15 protein-coding genes are annotated in these 14,517 nt (G+C 67.6%); 10 read left to right on the top strand and 5 right to left on the bottom strand.

Going from position 1 to position 14,517, the window contains the following annotated elements; translation table 11 throughout:
* The first annotated feature begins 506 nt into the window (after window positions 1–506).
* The 3 genes from groES (at window position 507) to B1790_RS03150 (ending at window position 2,977) form a co-directional block, all read left to right on the top strand.
* Window positions 507–809: a co-chaperone GroES gene (groES, locus tag B1790_RS03165; protein WP_056556946.1), complete on the top strand. Its 303-nt coding sequence runs from the start codon at window positions 507–509 to the stop codon at window positions 807–809.
* Between the two features lie 98 nt (window positions 810–907).
* Window positions 908–2,536, top strand: a complete 1,629-nt coding sequence (gene groL, locus B1790_RS03160; protein WP_079921758.1) for a chaperonin GroEL — start codon at window positions 908–910, stop codon at window positions 2,534–2,536.
* 240 nt (window positions 2,537–2,776) lie between these two features.
* Window positions 2,777–2,977: a hypothetical protein gene (locus B1790_RS03150; protein ID WP_198951898.1), complete on the top strand. Its 201-nt coding sequence runs from the start codon at window positions 2,777–2,779 to the stop codon at window positions 2,975–2,977.
* 85 nt (window positions 2,978–3,062) lie between these two features.
* Here B1790_RS03150 and B1790_RS34575 read toward each other — a convergent pair whose 3' ends face one another.
* Window positions 3,063–3,239: a hypothetical protein gene (locus tag B1790_RS34575; protein WP_158083741.1), complete on the bottom strand. Its 177-nt coding sequence runs from the start codon at window positions 3,237–3,239 to the stop codon at window positions 3,063–3,065.
* Between the two features lie 229 nt (window positions 3,240–3,468).
* On the opposite strand from B1790_RS34575, the gene B1790_RS03145 reads away from it, so the two are divergent.
* The gene (locus tag B1790_RS03145) at window positions 3,469–4,962 is read left to right on the top strand and encodes a threonine/serine exporter ThrE family protein (protein WP_079921765.1); all 1,494 of its coding nucleotides are present in this window, start codon (window positions 3,469–3,471) and stop codon (window positions 4,960–4,962) included.
* On the opposite strand, the gene B1790_RS03140 is transcribed toward B1790_RS03145, so the two are convergent.
* From B1790_RS03140 to B1790_RS03130, 3 genes are all read right to left on the bottom strand, one after another.
* On the bottom strand, window positions 4,959–5,300 hold the full coding sequence (locus B1790_RS03140; protein ID WP_079921757.1) for an ANTAR domain-containing protein: 342 nt from the start codon (window positions 5,298–5,300) through the stop codon (window positions 4,959–4,961). The genes B1790_RS03145 and B1790_RS03140 overlap by 4 nt on opposite strands.
* Window positions 5,301–5,560: 260 nt before the next feature.
* Window positions 5,561–5,779, bottom strand: a complete 219-nt coding sequence (locus B1790_RS35760; protein ID WP_198951897.1) for a hypothetical protein — start codon at window positions 5,777–5,779, stop codon at window positions 5,561–5,563.
* 36 nt (window positions 5,780–5,815) lie between these two features.
* Window positions 5,816–6,106 carry a WhiB family transcriptional regulator gene (locus tag B1790_RS03130; protein ID WP_056556934.1) on the bottom strand — a complete coding sequence of 97 codons (291 nt, stop codon included), beginning with the start codon at window positions 6,104–6,106 and terminating at the stop codon, window positions 5,816–5,818.
* Between the two features lie 438 nt (window positions 6,107–6,544).
* Here B1790_RS03130 and B1790_RS03125 point away from each other — a divergent pair, with 438 nt between their 5' ends.
* From B1790_RS03125 to B1790_RS03115, 3 genes are all read left to right on the top strand, one after another.
* Window positions 6,545–7,333, top strand: coding sequence for a hypothetical protein (locus tag B1790_RS03125; RefSeq protein WP_079921764.1), 789 nt, complete (start codon window positions 6,545–6,547; stop codon window positions 7,331–7,333).
* Window positions 7,334–7,421: 88 nt separating this feature from the next.
* A complete protein-coding gene (locus B1790_RS03120; protein WP_079921763.1) occupies window positions 7,422–8,000 on the top strand; it encodes a sigma-70 family RNA polymerase sigma factor in 579 nt (192 codons plus the stop codon).
* Window positions 7,993–9,237, top strand: a complete 1,245-nt coding sequence (locus B1790_RS03115) for an anti-sigma-D factor RsdA (RefSeq protein WP_079921756.1) — start codon at window positions 7,993–7,995, stop codon at window positions 9,235–9,237. The genes B1790_RS03120 and B1790_RS03115 overlap by 8 nt, the downstream gene beginning before the upstream one ends.
* Window positions 9,238–9,270: 33 nt before the next feature.
* Here B1790_RS03115 and B1790_RS03110 read toward each other — a convergent pair whose 3' ends face one another.
* A complete protein-coding gene (locus tag B1790_RS03110; protein ID WP_056556921.1) occupies window positions 9,271–9,675 on the bottom strand; it encodes a DUF5319 domain-containing protein in 405 nt (134 codons plus the stop codon).
* A 175-nt stretch (window positions 9,676–9,850) separates the two neighbouring features.
* Here B1790_RS03110 and guaB point away from each other — a divergent pair, with 175 nt between their 5' ends.
* From guaB to B1790_RS03095, 3 genes are all read left to right on the top strand, one after another.
* On the top strand, window positions 9,851–11,392 hold the full coding sequence (gene guaB, locus B1790_RS03105) for an IMP dehydrogenase (RefSeq protein ID WP_079921755.1): 1,542 nt from the start codon (window positions 9,851–9,853) through the stop codon (window positions 11,390–11,392).
* Window positions 11,393–11,416: 24 nt separating this feature from the next.
* Complete coding sequence (locus B1790_RS03100; protein WP_198951896.1) at window positions 11,417–12,556, top strand: GuaB3 family IMP dehydrogenase-related protein; 1,140 nt, start codon at window positions 11,417–11,419, stop codon at window positions 12,554–12,556.
* Between the two features lie 167 nt (window positions 12,557–12,723).
* Entirely contained in the window at window positions 12,724–14,460 is a 1,737-nt protein-coding gene (locus tag B1790_RS03095; protein ID WP_079921753.1) for a GMC oxidoreductase, read from the top strand.
* Window positions 14,461–14,517: the final 57 nt, after the last annotated feature.

Raw genomic sequence — 14,517 nt, 5'->3', positions numbered from 1 at the left:
TAGATACGGGGTCTGACACGCTGGTGGCACACCACGCATCGGACAAGGCAGACACTCAGCGGGCGATCTGTTGGAGCGCCCAGGTTTCGTCACGGCCGAGCGCCCGGCCTCCCGCCGGGGCCGGCCCAGCCCGCAGAAGTCGGCGCTGGGTGTCCGGTGGCCACCACCCCGGTCCGCCACTGAGGGAGATGCTGGAAGTCGCCGCGAGCGCCGAACGCACCGTTGATCCACACCAACATCCCGCCGGGGATACCGACGCCAGGAACGCCCGCGGCCTGCGGTTTCGAGGGCCGACTCGATCAAGATCCACATCACTGCGCACCCACCCTTGAGGTACTAGCACTCGCGTGTATAGAGTGCTAAGTGGCAGGCGGCCAAACCCCGCTCCGGCTCCCGCGACGACGGTGTTGAGGGCCAGGACGCGTGCCAACAACATGACAACTGCAGGAAATCCGTGAAGGTCCGGGAATCGTCCCGGATCGCACCCCTATCAATGTGGAGGGCTAATCGTGGCCGTGAACATCAAGCCACTCGAGGACAAGATCCTCGTTCAGGCCAATGAGGCCGAGACTACGACCGCTTCTGGTCTGGTCATCCCCGACACCGCCAAGGAAAAGCCGCAAGAAGGCACCGTCGTCGCAGTTGGCCCCGGCCGCTGGGACGAGGATGGCGAGAAGCGCATTCCTCTGGACGTCGCCGAAGGCGACACCGTCATCTACAGCAAGTACGGCGGCACCGAGATCAAGTACAACAACGAGGAGTACCTCATTCTGTCCGCACGTGACGTGCTGGCAGTCGTCTCCAAGTAAGCATCGGCCATTCCGCCCCGGAGGTCTCCCGTCGCAAAGCGGGTGATGTCCGGGGCGGCATGCGTTGTGTCTCATCTACGTAGACAGAAAGAACCATCATGAGCAAGCAGATTGAGTTCAACGAGACTGCGCGCCGGGCCATGGAAGCCGGCGTCGACAAGCTCGCCGACGCGGTCCGCGTCACGCTGGGCCCGCGCGGCAGGCACGTCGTGCTGGCCAAGGCGTTCGGCGGCCCGGTCGTCACCAACGACGGCGTCACCATCGCCCGCGAGATCGACCTCGAGGATCCGTTCGAAAACCTCGGTGCACAGCTGGTCAAGTCCGTGGCCACCAAGACCAACGACGTCGCGGGCGACGGCACCACCACCGCCACCGTGCTCGCCCAGGCGATCATCAAGGCCGGCCTGCGCAACGTCGCAGCCGGTGCCAACCCCATCGAGCTGGGGCTCGGCATCGCCAAGGCCGCCGACGCGGTGTCCGAGGCACTGCTGGCCGCCGCCACCCCGATCACCGACGAGAACGGCATCGCGCAGGTCGCCACCGTCTCCTCGCGTGACGAGGTCATCGGCGCACTGGTCGGCGAGGCCATGACCAAGGTCGGTCACGACGGCGTCGTCACCGTCGAGGAGTCCTCGACGCTGAACACCGAGCTCGAGGTCACCGAGGGTGTCGGCTTCGACAAGGGCTTCACGTCGGCGTACTTCGTCACCGACTTCGATTCCCAGGAAGCCGTCCTCGAAGACGCACTGGTGCTGCTGAACCGCGAGAAGATCAGCTCGCTGCCGGACCTGCTGCCACTGCTGGAGAAGGTTGCCGAGTCGGGCAAGCCGCTGCTGATCATCGCCGAGGACGTCGAAGGCGAGGCACTGTCGACCCTGGTCGTCAACGCCATCCGCAAGACGCTCAAGGCCGTCGCCGTCAAGGCGCCGTTCTTCGGTGACCGTCGCAAGGCATTCCTCGACGACCTCGCGGTCGTCACGGGTGGCCAGGTCGTCAACCCCGACGTCGGACTGCTGCTGCGCGAGGTTGGCATCGAGGTGCTGGGCACCGCCCGTCGCGTCGTCGTCAGCAAGGACAGCACCGTGATCGTCGACGGCGGCGGCAGCCAGGACGCCATCGAGGGCCGCAAGTCTCAGCTGCGCGCCGAGATCGAGGCGACGGACTCCGACTGGGATCGCGAGAAGCTCGAGGAGCGGCTGGCGAAGTTGTCCGGCGGCGTCGCGGTCATCAAGGTCGGCGCGGCCACCGAGACCGATCTCAAGAAGCGCAAGGAAGCCGTCGAGGACGCGGTCTCCGCGGCCAAGGCGGCCGTCGAAGAGGGCATCGTCACCGGCGGTGGCAGCGCCCTCGTCCAGGCCGGCGCGGTTCTCAAGGAACTGCGCGCGTCGCTGTCGGGTGACCAGGCGCTCGGCGTCGACGTCTTCGGCTCGGCGCTGTCGGCGCCGCTGTTCTGGATCGCCACAAACGCCGGGCTCGACGGCGCGGTCGTGGTGAACAAGGTGGCGGAGCTGTCGGCGGGTCAGGGCTTCAACGCCGCGACACTGACCTACGGCGACCTGCTGGCCGACGGTGTCGTCGACCCCGTCAAGGTGACCCGCTCCGCGGTGCTCAACGCGGCGTCGGTGGCCAGGATGATCCTGACCACCGAGACGGCGATCGTCGAGAAGCCTGCCGAGTCCGAGGACCACGGACACGGCGGCGGCGGCCACCACGGGCACTCGCACTAAGAGAGTTCGCACGATCAGCGCCCCCGGCCACCTGGCCGGGGGCGCTCTTCGTTGCAGTCGGGCCCGGCGTCGACCCCGAGTGCGTCGTCTACCTGGGGACCGCGAGCAAGTCGCTGGCCCCAAGACTCAGACTCGGCCGGCTCGTCCTGCCGAGTCGGCTCGTCGAGGCGGTGGTGCGGATGAAGGGCGACACCGAGGAGACGTGCGGCGTCGTCGACCGTCTAGGCCACGGAGATCATCGTGCTGCACATGCGTGTCGACGTCGCACCGGACGTCGATCCGGAGGCGCATCTCCTGCAGGTTGCCACCAGTTGGGACGTTTCGGGCCAGCGGCCCGAGGAGTCTCCCGCCGAGACGCGGGCAGAGATCGTGGGGCGTCATCCGAGGCAGGGGTTCAGCAGCGAATTCATCGCGTGCTTCCAAGACCAGGCCACGCGCTAGCCCGGGGGTGCCGCCGCGGCGTCGATGGCCAGCGACGGTGCTTGCCGCATCGCGGCCAACCTGCTCGACGGCGAGGGGTGGTGCGTCAGGCCGCGACGGTCAGTTGGCGCTCTGCGGTGCTCATGTGGAAGAAGATCTGGTGGCATGGCGCGCATGACACCTCGTACTGCAGACCGCCACCGTGGGCGGCGTCGAGCTGAAAGGTGAGGGGTCCCGCGCAGCGCGGGCAGTGGGTTGTGCCGGCTTCGATAGTTGACGTCATCGCCGATGCCTTTCCGATGGGGCGCTCATTCGCTGAGCAGTGGATGCCCATCAAAGTAGGAAGGCAACCTAATAGATGGCTTAGAAAAGGGTGAGCTAGGCATTTGTGTGCCCAGTCTCACGAGCCGGTAGTCGCCAACCGGGCGTTGCCATGAGTAAAATCGGTTTTGCTCCTGACTCCTTTTGATCATCGTCGGAGCAACGCGAATCAGGAGAGCAGTGCAGTGAACATGCCCGGTAGCCACGCGGGCCAGCAGTGGCGGGCGCGTCAGCGCGACATCCTCCATCGCCTCGTCCGCGAAACGGACCCACCGACGGGCAGCCTCCCGCGGATCACGGAGAACACCCAAAAGCTCGACGCCGCCTACAGCGCACGGGTGGGTGAAGTGCTCGATCTGGCCGGGTCGATCGGCGCCCTCTTGATGGCCTCCGGAATGCCGGCCACCGCGACGATGGAGAACGTCACCGCCATCACGCTCGCCTATGGCCTTGAGCGCTGCGAGGTCGACGTCATCAACACGACGATCCACGTCTCGGCCTACCGTGGCCCCACCGCCGCGCCCGCCAGCACCTTGCACATCGTGCAGACCAGGTCGATGGACTTCAGCCGACTGGCCGCCGTCGACCGGCTCATCGCCCGCATCCGCGCGGGGGAGGTGTCGCCGACCACCGCCCGCGACGAACTCGACGCCATCACCACCGCGCCGCATCCCTACAAGCGGTGGATCGCCACCCTTGCCTGGGGCGCGCTGGCCTTCGCCACCGCCGGAACCCTCGGCGCCAGTTTGCTGGCCTGCCTCGTCAGCGCGCTGAGCGCCATGACGATCGACCGGGTCAACCGCCAGCTGAACAAGCACGGACTCCCGTTCTTCTTCCAGTACGCGGTCGGCGGCGCCATCGCGACCGCGCCGCCGCTGGTGCTCTACTGGCTCGGTCCCAAGATCGGTCTGGACTTCGAACCAACGGTCGCCATCGCCGCGGGTCTCGTCGTCCTCTTGGCCGGGCTGTCGCTGGTGGGCTCGGTTGGCGACGTCATCACCGGTGCGCCGGTGACGGCTGCGGCCCGCTTCTTCGAATTGGTCATGATGACCGCCGCCACCATTTCCGGTGTGGCCCTCGTGCTGCACCTGGCCAACCAATTTGGCGCACCGTTCGTCGCGATCGGCGCGTACGCGCCGCCGGCGCTGGCCGAGATGCCGGCGAGGGTGGCCTTCGGTGCCGCGAGCGCGGCGGCCTACGCCTTGGCGTGCTACGCCGAGCGCACCTCGGCAGTGGCAGCCGCGTTCGGCGGGGCCGCGGGCACGGTGGTGTTTCTGTTTGCGCAGGGTCTGGGCCTTGGTGCCGTGGTGGCATCATTCGCCGCCGCGGTGCCCATCGGACTGGTCGGCCGCCTGATGGAGCGTCGCAATCTGGCGCCGCCGCTGGTCGTCTCGATTGCCGGCATCGTCCCACTGCTGCCCGGTCTGGCTTTGCTGCACGGCATCTACGCGATCCTCAACGAGCAACAAACCGTCGGGTTCGCCTCGGTGCTGGGGGCCATGGCCATCGGCACTGCCCTCGCGGCCGGCGTCACCCTTGGCGAGTGGAGCTCATTCCAGGTTCGCACGCGCCGACTCCAGGTCCGCCGACTCAACCGTCGGGCACGTCCAGTGCAGAGCCCGCTCGAATTCGTCGATCCGGCGCAGGCCGTCGACCGCGCGATGAAGCGAAGGCCGCCGAGTTAGCCGTCGATCCGATCGGCGATCTCACCGACGACGTCGCGCAACACGGCGGGTTCGGTGCGCGTGTGAAGTGACGCCAGCAGGGCGTCGTACGTCCGGCGGGCCACTGCCGGGCTCTGCCGGGCGGCCCGGCTGAAGTCCGCCACCACCTGCTCGGCCACCACCCGCAGCTTGACGTTGTGGTGTTGGGACTGCCATCGCAGAAGATCGAACGCGGCGTCGGCGTCGGTGCCGTAGACGACCATGAGCATGCCCTTGGCCTGGTCGATGACCGCCCGCTTCTCTGCGATGTCGCGAACGGCTTCGTAGATAGCCCGCTTGTCGTCGACTTCGGTGCTCATTCGCGGCCCTCCTGCCCGGCAACCGCGGGCGTCGCCGAAGACGAGGGAAGACGGTGCTGAATCATCGCCTGGGTCTGGGGCAACACTCACGACTCACAAATGCCGGGCGTACTCGCCCGGCATTTACGGGTACCCACAAACGTCGAGGAGTAGTCGCGACGCGTTCCGGTAGCTAGGTTGCCTGGTACGAATCATCGCTGCAGCAGGCTGAGCCGCACCCGGTGGACGCGCTGGCGGTGGCGATGATGATTCTGCACCGTTCAGACCGCCGAGACGACGGCCGAGGACGTCACCGCGCAACGAGTCGACCTCGACGCCAGGAGCACCGCCCTGCAGACCTCGGACGTCTCCGCGTACAGCGTGACCAGCTTGGCGACCGCGTCGACTACAGCACCGTCACGGTCACCTTCTACGCCGAGGAGCCGGGCGGCCCAGCTGGTCGTCGTCGTCGTGCTCGGCGCGGCGTCGTACCTGCTCACTCGGGTGATGCGAGCGCCCGTTAGCCCGCCGCGGGGCTAGGCGCTGCGGCGGATACCCCGCTTGAGCAAAAGCTCGCGCTCGGACTCGCTGAGACCACCCCAGATGCCGTATGGCTCGCCGACCGCCAGTGCGTGCGACCGGCACTGAGTCACCACCGGGCAACTCCGGCACATCTCCTTGGCCCGCATCTCACGCTGGGCACGGGCGCGGCCACGCTCCCCGTCGGGATGGAAGAACATCGAAGAGTCGACGCCCCGGCAAAGTCCTGACATCTGCCAATCCCAGATGTCGGCGTTGGGGCCTGGCAGCTGCTGCGGCTGTGGCATTGGGAAAACCCCTGTCTACGCGCATCTTTCGCGAACGATCGATAGCGTGAGTCATGTAACCGATCCGAGCTCGTGTCGCCGATGACTACTCGTGCACACAAACTAGAAGGGCTCGTGAACATGGGTCAATAGCCCGCGCATGTGCTCAACCACATAAGGGCAGGCCGAGAATTTACATCACGTTCATCAATGCGACGCGGGCGAAACGAGACCGATGACTTCACATCACCGGCGGACCGTCGTCATCGCGCGTTTTCGCTGTTCGCGCGCCAAATGGCCTAGGCGACACCGCAGCGACCCGACGTCCCAGTTGACGTCGACGCAACATGGCGACCATTCACTGTTAACGAAAGTTCATCCATCCACCGGCGGCACATGGGGGTTGCCCTCGACGTCTGGCGTCTCGGCAAGTCTCACCCGTTGATAGCGTCCCCGCTGATGAGTGTCTTCGTCGAGGCCGCGTTCGGCGAGCAACCCGACCGGTGGCCGCTTCCTGCGGCGACGACCCCGACGGAGCTGTGGCTGCGCGCAGTCGCGGCAGGGGGACAGGGCCGGTACGGTGCCGCACTCACCGACCTCGACGCTCTCCAACGCGCCAACACCCGGGGCGCCCTGGCGTCGCTCGGATGCAGCACCCGGGCGTCGTTCCTTCGTCAGCTCGGGGGACACCGCGCCGCCCGCGGATGGGACGGCCGGGCCTGGGCCTGTGCCGGTTGTGACGTCACCGCGGGAACCGACGCAATCGTCGGGCTGGCCGCCGACGCATTGGGAATGGGCCGCTTCCCGCTGTCGGCGCAGCTGCTGCGCCGCGCCGTTGACCTGATGGGCGTGGGTGGTGAGGGGGTCGACCCCCGGCTCCCGGTCCGGCTGGCCTGGGTCAGCGCCGAACTGGCGATGTTCACCGGCAACGGTCCCGCGGCGGTCACCCACGCCGAGCGCGCCGTGGACCTTGCGTCGGAGCTCGGCTCGGCACGGCACGACACCAAGTCTCGGGTCGTTCTGGCCGCGGCGCTGTGCAGCACCGGGAATATCGAGGCGTCCCGCACGGTTGCCGACCGTGCGCTGGACAACGCCCAAGCGCTCGGACTGGTGCCACTGAGCTGGGCAGTGGCCTGCCTGCTCGCCGACATCGGAAGCGCGGCGCATTCGCGGCAGCAGATCGTCGCAGTTCGCGACGCGTCGGCCGACGTGGTCGCCCACCGAGGCGGCGCGTGGACGGCGCGGTGAATCTGCGAGTCACTTCGCGATCACTAGTCTTTAGCTGGCACACCCGCCAATATCTGCCCCATCCGTAACGCTGGAGATGCTGCCCACGATGACAATTTCGGGAGACAGTCTCGATGGTGTCGTTGCCAGAGCGGTTAACGGCGATCGAGATGCACTCCGGGAAGTGCTGGAGACCATCCGGCCGATCGTCTTCCGGTATTGCCGGGCGAGGGTCGGGTCAGCGGAACGCAGTGGTCTTTCAGCAGACGACGTGGCTCAGGAGGTGTGCTTGGCCGCCATCACGGCGCTGCCGCGCTACAAGGATCAGGGACGACCGTTCCTGGCCTTCGTCTACGGCATCGCTGCACACAAGGTTGCTGACGCCCACCGCGCCCAGGGGCGCAACAAGGCCGACGCAACCGACACCCTTCCGGACCGACCCTCAATCGAGGCCGGTCCGGAGCAGATGGCGATGGACTCGGACGCGGCTGAACGCATGAACAGATTGCTGGCGACCCTGCCCGAGAAGCAACGCGAAATCCTGGTCCTGCGGGTGGTCGTCGGCATGAGCGCCGAAGAGACCGCCGAGGCCGTCGGCAGCACCGCAGGCGCAGTGCGGGTCGCCCAGCACCGGGCACTGGCCCGACTCAAGGGTGAACTGACCGGATCGAGGCGCGAAGATGCCTGACTTGGGTCGGTGGTCCGCCAACGGCGGAGACCCCTCACTCAACGAGATCAACCGCGCCGATCGCTTCTTCGAAGCGCTCGCCGCCAAGCAACCCGCCTATCCGACCGACCATGCGGAGGCCGAGTTGGCCTCCCTGTTCTCCGCGTTCCGCGACGACGTGCGGGACGCACCCGTCACCGCGCCGGTCTCGCTGAGCGACGCCGTCGAGGCGCTGCATGGCGGCAGGCGCAAGGGGTCGGGGTCCCGCAGGTCCTTCGCGGTCGTCGGATCCGTGGCCGCGGCGATGCTGTGCATCGGCGGCTTCGGCACCGCGGTCTACGGCGCCGGGCCCGGCGACGGTCTGTACGGCATGCGGACCGCGCTGTTCGGTCAACACGAAGCCACCCGCGACGACCAGGTCTCGTTGGCTTCCGCCCAGCTTCAGCAGGTGCAGCAGCTGATCGACGACGGCCAGTGGGAAGAGGCCCAGAACAAGCTCGTCGCCGTCAGCACCACGGTGCAGGACGTGGGCCAGGTCGAACAGAAGCAGCAGCTCGTCGAGCAGTGGAATGCGTTGACCTACAAGGTGGTAGAGCAAGATCCCGCCGCCACCTTGCCGCCGGGGGAGCCGTTGCCCGTCCTGCCGTCGTCGCCGTTGACGTGGCTTCCAGTGCCCGAGGTCGAGGCGACCACGACTCCCGAGACCTCGACGTCCGAGTCGTCGGGGTCCTCCGAATCGGAGACCACGTCACCTTCGGAGACCACGTCACCCTCGGAGACCACGGTCACGTCGCCCTCGGATGCGCCGGGGAGCACGACGACGCCGTCCGACGGGTCGACTACGAGCTCACCGCCGTCCACCTCTGCGCCTTCGTCTTCGTCGTCACCGGTTGCGGAACCGACACCCAGTTCCTCCACTCCGCCGAGTTCGGCGTCGCCCACCAGCAGCGCCACGACGGTGCCGCCCAAGACGACGACTACGACGACTACGACGACCGCACCAAGCACCACGACGGCACCAAGCACCGCGACGACCACGACGGTGTCGCGGCAACCCGAGGCGACTCAGCCGGCCTCACCGCCGGTCGCCGTGCGGCCGACGACTCCTCCCGCCGAACTGCCTGCACCGCGGGTGGCCCCCAGCTCATCGGTGCCTCCGGCGCCCGCCGCTCCGGCACCGGTGCAGCCGAGTCAGCCAGCCTCCACGACGGCACCCGCGGAAGCCACGACGACGACCACGGTCGTTCCGCCGGGCTAGCAGGGTGTGGTGTGACGAGGGCGAACTACGCCGTCAGCGATATCCGTCGGACTCCGTCGTCGCCTCGTTCAGCGAGGCGTCGGCGTAGCCGCGGCAGTAGTCCCACGTGACGTATGCGTCGGGCTCGGGGTCGTAGGCCGGCTCGTGGGGTCGAACGGTTCCGTCCACCAGGAGCTGCAGCAGGTTGGCTCGCAACATGTCCCAGTCGTGATAGTGGTCCTGCTGGCATTCGTCACAGCAGACCACCAACCCGCGAATGCCCTTGTGTGCCAAAAGCGCTTCGTACACGGCAAGATCGGCCAGATCGGCCTCGACAGCAATGCGTTCCTGGGAGTCGAGCGGTTGGCCAGGCTCCAGTGCGTCGAGCGCCGCGGTGGGGTCGCTCGGATCATCGGCGAAGGGGTCGGGCGGCAAACCCGGTGGCAGATGGTCACGCACAGCACCACACTACTCAGCACGCCGGGGGTCGCGCCAGCTGTCGAGGCCGTAAACCAAGGCTCTTTAACCCGGGTCGCGTGTTCCAACCGTGTTGCCAACGGTGCGTGGCAGTCAAGGGTTGCCCGTGCCCCGATAGGATGATCACTTAGCCCTGCGCCACCTGGAGGCCACACCCATGTCGATCGCTGAAAGCGACCTTCCCATCGCCGTACCGGTGTCAACCGGAGGGGACGATCCCACCAAGATCGCGATGCTCGGGCTGACGTTCGACGACGTTCTTCTGCTGCCCGCGGCGTCCGACGTGGTGCCCGCCAATGCGAACACGTCCAGCCAGCTCACCAAGCGCATCCGTCTGCGGGTGCCGCTCGTCAGCTCGGCGATGGACACCGTCACCGAATCGCGGATGGCCATCGCGATGGCGCGCGCGGGCGGCATGGGCGTGCTTCACCGCAACCTGCCGGTGGCCGAGCAGGCCGGGCAGGTCGAAACGGTCAAGCGCTCCGAGGCTGGCATGGTCACCGACCCCGTCACCTGTTCCCCGGACAACACGCTGGCCGAGGTCGACGCCATGTGCGCCCGATTCCGGATCTCGGGTCTGCCCGTCGTGGACGCCCATGGCTCGCTGGTCGGGATCATCACCAACCGCGACATGCGCTTCGAAGTCGACATGAACAAGCCGGTGTCCGAGGTGATGACGAAGTCGCCGCTGATCACCGCCCAAGCCGGGGTGACCGCCGACGCCGCCCTTGGCCTGTTGCGCCGGCACAAGATCGAGAAGCTGCCGATCGTCGACGGCAACGGCAAGCTGACCGGGCTCATCACCGTCAAGGACTTCGTCAAGACCGAGCAGTTCCCGCTGGCCACCAAGGACAAGGACGGCCGCCTCCTCGTCGGTGCCGCCGTCGGCGTCGGCGGTGACGCCAGGGAACGGGCCATGACGCTCGTCGACGCGGGCGTGGACGTCGTGATCGTGGACACCGCCCACGCGCACAACCGCGGGGTGCTTGACATGGTCCATTGGGTCAAGACCGTCGCCGGTGACCGCGTCGAGGTGGTCGGCGGCAACGTCGCCACCCGCGCTGCCGCCCTGGCGCTCGTCGAGGCAGGCGCCGACGCCGTCAAGGTCGGCGTCGGCCCCGGCTCCATCTGCACCACCCGCGTCGTCGCCGGAGTGGGCGCACCGCAGATCACCGCGATCCTCGAGGCCGTCGCGGCCTGCGCACCGCACGGTGTTCCGGTGATCGCGGACGGTGGCCTGCAGTACTCGGGTGACATCGCCAAGGCACTGGCTGCCGGCGCGTCGACCGCGATGCTCGGTTCGCTCCTCGCGGGCACCGCCGAAGCGCCTGGCGACCTGATCTTCGTCAACGGCAAGCAGTTCAAGAGCTACCGCGGCATGGGGTCGCTCGGCGCCATGCAGGGCCGCGGCGAGCAGAAGAGCTACTCCAAGGACCGCTACTTCCAGGACGACGTGCTCAGCGAGGACAAGCTGGTGCCCGAGGGCATCGAGGGCAGGGTGCCGTTCCGCGGTCCGCTCTCGACCGTCATCCACCAGCTGACCGGGGGGCTCCGCGCGGCGATGGGCTACACCGGTTCGCCTACCATCGAGCACCTTCAGCAGGCGCAGTTCGTCCAGATCACCGCGGCGGGGCTCAAGGAGAGCCATCCGCACGACATCACGATGACGACTGAAGCTCCCAACTACTACGCGCGCTAGGGAACCCGAGACAACATGCGTGACATGGTCGAAATCGGCATGGGCAGAACCGCCCGCCGCACCTACGAGCTCAGCGACATCAACATCGTGCCGTCGCGACGGACCCGATCCTCACAGGACGTGTCGACGGCGTGGCAGCTCGACGCCTACCGCTTCGAGGTTCCCGTCGTCGCGCATCCGACCGACGCCTTGGTGTCGGTGGAGTTCGCGATCGAACTGGGCAGGCTCGGCGGTCTAGGGGTACTCAACGGCGAGGGTCTGATCGGCAGGCACGCCGACGTCGAGGCCAAGGTCGCCCAGGTGGTGGAAGCAGCCGAGAAGGAACCCGACTGGTCGGCGGCGATCCGGCTGTTGCAGCAATTCCACTCGGCGCCACTGGATCCGGAGTTGTTGGCCAGCGCGGTCTCCCGCATTCGGGAAGCCGGCGTCACCACGGCCGTGCGCGTCAGCCCACAGAACGCGCAAGCGCTCACGCCGGCACTAGTGGCGGCCGGGATCGACCTGCTCGTCATCCAGGGCACCATCATCTCGGCCGAGCGCGTCGCCCAGGATCGGACTGGTTCCGGCGAGCCGTTGAACCTCAAGACCTTCATCTCCGAGCTCGACGTGCCGGTGGTCGCGGGCGGCGTCCTCGACCACCGCACCGCCCTGCACCTGATGCGGACCGGGGCGGCGGGCGTGATCGTCGGCTACGGCTCCACCTCCGGGGTGACCACCAGCGACGAGGTGCTCGGCATCAGCGTCCCGATGGCCACCGCCATCGCCGACGCGGCGGCGGCCCGCCGCGAGTACCTCGACGAGACGGGCGGACGCTACGTGCACGTGCTCGCCGACGGTGACATCCACACCTCCGGCGAACTCGCCAAGGCCATCGCCTGCGGCGCCGACGCCGTCGTGCTGGGCACCCCGCTGGCGACGGCCGCCGAAGCGCTCGGCGACGGCTGGTTCTGGCCGTCCGCGGCGGCGCACCCGTCACTTCCCCGCGGCGCGCTGCTCCAGATCGCCGGCGGCGAACGGCCGTCGCTTGAGCAGGTCCTCAACGGCCCGTCGGACGACCCCTTCGGCTCGCTGAACCTGGTTGGTGGGCTGCGCCGGTCGATGGCCAAGGCCGGGTACTGCGACCTCAAGGAATTCCAGAAGGTGGGTCTGACGGTCGGGTCCTGACGTCCCGCGAGCAGTCCGCGAGCAGACGCAAATGGCCCTGAAGTGGCCTCGATGAGGGCCATTTGTGTCTGGTCGCCGGGGAAGCGGTGCAGGTCAGCGCTCCGTCGCTTTACAAGTTAGGGTGTCCTGTCTAGCTAGTTACCCGCCGGTAAGTTCATAATGTTCACATGGTTGCTGACTATGACGTCTTGATCATCGGCTCGGGTTTCGGCGGCAGCGTCAGCGCCCTGCGGCTCACCGAAAAGGGCTACCGCGTCGGGGTGCTGGAAGCTGGTCGACGGTTCGAAGACCAGGACATGGCGAAGACGTCCTGGGACCTCCGCAAGTTCCTGTGGATGCCCAAGCTCGGCATGTACGGCATCCAACGCATCCACCTGCTGCGCAACTGCATGATCCTCGCGGGCGCCGGAGTGGGCGGCGGATCGCTCAACTACGCCAACACCCTCTACGTCCCGCCGGAGCCCTTCTTCGCCGACCGGCAGTGGGCTCACATCACCGACTGGCGTGCCGAGTTGATGCCGCACTACGACCAGGCCACCCGCATGCTCGGCGTCGTCACCAACCCGACCTTCACCGATGCCGACCGCATCCTCAAGGAGGTGGCCGACGACATGGGCGTCGGCGACACCTTCGTGCCGACTCCGGTCGGCGTCTTCTTCGGCGAGGACGGCAAGAAGGAACCGGGCAAGACGGTGCCCGACCCGTACTTCGGTGGCGCCGGCCCCGCCAGGACCGGGTGCATCGAGTGCGGATCCTGCATGACCGGCTGCCGCTACGGGGCCAAGAACACCCTGCTCAAGAACTATCTCGGACTGGCGGAATCCGCTGGGGCGCAGGTCATTCCGATGACCACCGTGACGGGATTCGACGAACAGCCCGACGGCAGCTGGAAGGTCCACACCAATCGCACCGGTCGCTGGCTGCGCAAGAAGAAGCACACCTACACCGCATCGACGGTCATCCTCGCGGCAGGCACCTGGGGCACGCAGCAGCTGCTCCACAAGATGCGCGACACCGGCCGGCTGCCGAAGCTGAGCGACAAGCTCGGCGTCCTCACCCGCACCAACTCCGAGTCGATCGTCGGCGCGGGCAGGCTCCGGGTGCGCGACGACCTCGACCTCACCCACGGCGTCGCGATCACGTCGTCGATCCATCCGACCGCCGACACCCACATCGAGCCGTGCCGCTACGGCAAGGGATCCAACGCCATGGGTCTGCTGCAGACCCTGATGACCGACGGCGTCCTCCCCGACGGGACCGGCGTGCCCCGGTGGAAGCAGTTGATCCAATCCGCGCAATCCGACCCCAAGGGCACCCTGCGCCTGCTGAACCCGCGCCGCTGGAGCGAGCGCACCATGATCGCCCTGGTGATGCAGCACCTCGACAACTCGATCACCACCTACACCAAGAAGAGCAAGTTCGGCTTCCGTCGCATGGTCAGCAAGCAGGGCCACGGCCTGCCCAACCCGACGTGGATCCCGGCCGGCAACGAGGTCACCCGCCGCATCGCCAAGAAGATCGACGGCGTTGCGGGCGGCACCTGGGGGGAGCTGTTCAACATTCCGTTGACCGCTCACTTCCTTGGCGGCGCGACGATCGGCGACAGCGTCGAGAACGGCGTGATCGACCCCTACCACCGGGTTCACGGGTACCCGACCCTTTCGGTGGTCGACGGCGCGGCGATCTCCGCGAACATGGGCGTCAACCCTTCGCTGAGCATCACGGCGCAGGCCGAACGCGCGGCGTCGCTGTGGCCCAACAAGGGTGAGGTCGACCAGCGGCCCGCGCAGGGGCAGCCGTACGAACGCCTGGCCCCCGTCGCGCCACGGAATCCCGTCGTCCCGGCTGACGCGCCCGCGGCCCTGCGCAGGCTGCCGATCGAACCGGTCAGCTCGGCGGGCTGATCGACACCGCCCGGTAACCGAGAGCGCTGCAGTCGCCGAGGCCTTGCTGAGACAATG

It is taken from the genome of Mycobacterium sp. AT1, from assembly GCF_002043095.1.
In the GTDB taxonomy this organism is placed as follows: domain Bacteria; phylum Actinomycetota; class Actinomycetes; order Mycobacteriales; family Mycobacteriaceae; genus Mycobacterium.
The sequence above is the reverse complement of the archived record's forward strand: the minus strand, read 5'-3'. Positions and strand labels throughout refer to the sequence as shown.

Coding starts and splice junctions, on each gene's coding strand:
- B1790_RS03145 (WP_079921765.1), top strand. CDS start 3,469: ATGCCCGGTAGCCACGCGGGCCAGCAGTGGCGGGCGCGTCAGCGCGAC.
- groL (WP_079921758.1), top strand. CDS start 908: ATGAGCAAGCAGATTGAGTTCAACGAGACTGCGCGCCGGGCCATGGAA.
- guaB (WP_079921755.1), top strand. CDS start 9,851: ATGTCGATCGCTGAAAGCGACCTTCCCATCGCCGTACCGGTGTCAACC.
- B1790_RS03115 (WP_079921756.1), top strand. CDS start 7,993: ATGCCTGACTTGGGTCGGTGGTCCGCCAACGGCGGAGACCCCTCACTC.
- B1790_RS03095 (WP_079921753.1), top strand. CDS start 12,724: ATGGTTGCTGACTATGACGTCTTGATCATCGGCTCGGGTTTCGGCGGC.
- B1790_RS03100 (WP_198951896.1), top strand. CDS start 11,417: ATGGTCGAAATCGGCATGGGCAGAACCGCCCGCCGCACCTACGAGCTC.
- B1790_RS03130 (WP_056556934.1), bottom strand. CDS start 6,106: ATGCCACAGCCGCAGCAGCTGCCAGGCCCCAACGCCGACATCTGGGAT.
- B1790_RS03120 (WP_079921763.1), top strand. CDS start 7,422: ATGACAATTTCGGGAGACAGTCTCGATGGTGTCGTTGCCAGAGCGGTT.
- B1790_RS34575 (WP_158083741.1), bottom strand. CDS start 3,239: ATGACGTCAACTATCGAAGCCGGCACAACCCACTGCCCGCGCTGCGCG.
- B1790_RS03140 (WP_079921757.1), bottom strand. CDS start 5,300: ATGAGCACCGAAGTCGACGACAAGCGGGCTATCTACGAAGCCGTTCGC.
- B1790_RS03125 (WP_079921764.1), top strand. CDS start 6,545: ATGAGTGTCTTCGTCGAGGCCGCGTTCGGCGAGCAACCCGACCGGTGG.